The sequence below is a fragment of the uncultured Veillonella sp. genome, from assembly GCF_905209685.1.
Classification (GTDB): Bacteria; Bacillota; Negativicutes; order Veillonellales; family Veillonellaceae; genus Veillonella.
In genome coordinates, this window is the sequence record NZ_CAJLUB010000189.1 from 1 (window position 1) to 2168 (window position 2168).

Consider the following 2168-nt stretch of genomic DNA (forward strand, 5'->3'; position numbering starts at 1 on the left):
CGCGGGACACCCTGATTAAAAGTCAGGTGCTCTGCCAACTGAGCTAGTGAGTCATGTTGGCAGGGGTGGCTGGGATCGAACCAGCGCATAACGGAGTCAAAGTCCGTTGCCTTACCACTTGGCGACACCCCTACAGTGATTATGATGTGTAGGTTATGGGGTGAGTAGTGGGGATCGAACCCACGCGTAACGGAGCCACAATCCGCCGTGTTAACCGCTTCACCATACCCACCACCTTGTAGGTATCGAAGACGTTGTCTTCGTAACAAAGAGAATTATATCTGTTCTAGAGATTTGTGTCAACACCTTTTTCTCAATTTCATTTAACTTTTACAAATAAAATAAAAAAGTGCGTTATCCCTAATATAAACTCTTTCTCCTCATAAAATAAGGAAGCACATTCATAAGTTATACCTTACGAATGGTGCTCCCCTATTATACATATTATTTACTTAGTTGGCAAATAGTTTTTTACAAAATTTGGCAAAGCAAATGCAGCCTTTTGAATTTCAGCATTATAGTACTTAGTTTCAAAGTTTTGTTCACGATTTGGTGTCCATGTTAATGGGTCAAATGTTTTGGAACCCAATGTGAAGCAATGCATACCTGCAGGATAAATTGGAATAAATGCAGTATACAAACGCGCAATTGGGAAGTGATTATTTACGTAACCAAACACTTTTTCAACAAGCGATTGATGCAACATAGGAGATTCTGTTTGTTGTACAAATAAGCCATCTTTTTTGAGCGCTTTTAATGTATTCTTATAGAACTCTTCAGTAAACAAACCTTCACCAGGACCAATTGGGTCGGAGCAGTCTACGATAATTACATCATAGTAATCTTCTGCTTCTGCCATGAAACCAATACCATCACCAATTTTTACAGTTAATTTAGGATGGTTTTCAATCATAGCTTTAGCAATAGTTGGTAAATATTGTTTAGCAAGCTCTACAACTTTACCATCGATTTCAACCATTGTTACTTCTTTAACACAGTCGTGACGTACACATTCTCTAGCTACGCCACCATCACCGCCACCGATGATTAATACACGTTCAGGATTTGGATGTAAAAACAATGGAACATGACTCATCATTTCATGGTAGATGAACTCTTCACGCTCAGACGTTTGGAATACACCATCTAATGCGAGCATCGTACCGTACTCTTTAGATTTAAACACTTCAATTTTTTGGAACTCAGATTCACCAGAGTATAATACCTCTTCTGCTTCAGCGCTAAGACGTAAATGAGGAGTTTGTTCCTCTGTAATCCATTGACTCATGTAGTACCTCCTACTTTTATACTACAATACGCACCGCAGATGATTGCGATGCGTATGTATATTACGTTAATTGCTCTGTTTCTTAATCTTTACGACTAATATAACAGAAACCGCCACCTAAAATAGTGTCTTTCATCCAATTTGCTAACGAGAAATCACGGATTTCACCTTCATCAAAGATACCACAGCGAATATCATCGCCATCCATAAATATCTTGTGAATTGGAACCCAATGCCATGTATAAAGAGCTTTTTCTTTACCCTTATGACGATTCAAAAATGCTACAGGCACATCTTGCGCCAATGCATCATGAATAAACTGAGCTGCAGCCTCCACCTCTACACGAGATGCGCAGAACGGAGATACATTCAACATATGTACATCATAAGATAGGCCTTTATCCTCCAGTAAACGAGTAAGACCACGTTCCATCCATTGAGTTTTATAAACACCACCACCAAAGCGTGGCTTTACATATTTCCAAACTAAGTTCATCCGTTCTAAAGCAAGCGTTTGATCGGATGTGGTTTCCAGATCTAATAAGCCATCCCTAAACAGCGAATAACCCAATACTTGTGATGCCGACGTGGGACCACAACCAGACAAGCGTTGCCACTCATCAGTGAACCATTCTTGGTCATACCCATATGATGTTTTACCATTTACATCAATATATAGCCATTCTGGATGTTTAATAGATACATCATTCATGAGATTAACCTTCGATTACTTCAACAGTTTCCATGATGGCACCTTGGTGAATACCATCAACTACGTCCATACCTTCGATTACTTTACCGAATACAGTGTGTACACCATCCAAGTGAGGTTGTGGTTCGTATACGATAAAGAATTGGCTACCACCAGTATTAGGACCAC

General features: G+C 39.6%; 3 protein-coding genes and 2 tRNA genes. All 5 read right to left on the minus strand.

All coding sequences use genetic code 11. From position 1 onward, the window contains the following. Positions 1-57: 57 nt before the first annotated feature. Positions 58-132, minus strand: a tRNA-Gln gene (locus QZ055_RS09245). 24 nt (positions 133-156) lie between these two features. Further along, positions 157-232: transfer RNA gene (locus QZ055_RS09250), tRNA-His, on the minus strand. 216 nt (positions 233-448) lie between these two features. Beyond that, positions 449-1288, minus strand: a complete 840-nt coding sequence (gene speE, locus QZ055_RS09255; protein ID WP_295794243.1) for a polyamine aminopropyltransferase — start codon at positions 1286-1288, stop codon at positions 449-451. 82 nt (positions 1289-1370) lie between these two features. Further along, a complete protein-coding gene (locus tag QZ055_RS09260; protein ID WP_105089630.1) occupies positions 1371-2000 on the minus strand; it encodes a hypothetical protein in 630 nt (209 codons plus the stop codon). A 4-nt stretch (positions 2001-2004) separates the two neighbouring features. Beyond that, positions 2005-2168, minus strand: a 164-nt coding sequence (locus QZ055_RS09265; RefSeq protein WP_287502012.1) for a peptidylprolyl isomerase, incomplete at its 5' end; no start/stop codon positions are given.

Bases quoted from the DNA above. Each gene is read 5' to 3' on its own strand.
- QZ055_RS09260 (WP_105089630.1), bottom strand. From the start codon at position 2,000: ATGAATGATGTATCTATTAAACATCCAGAATGGCTATATATTGATGTA.
- speE (WP_295794243.1), bottom strand. From the start codon at position 1,288: ATGAGTCAATGGATTACAGAGGAACAAACTCCTCATTTACGTCTTAGC.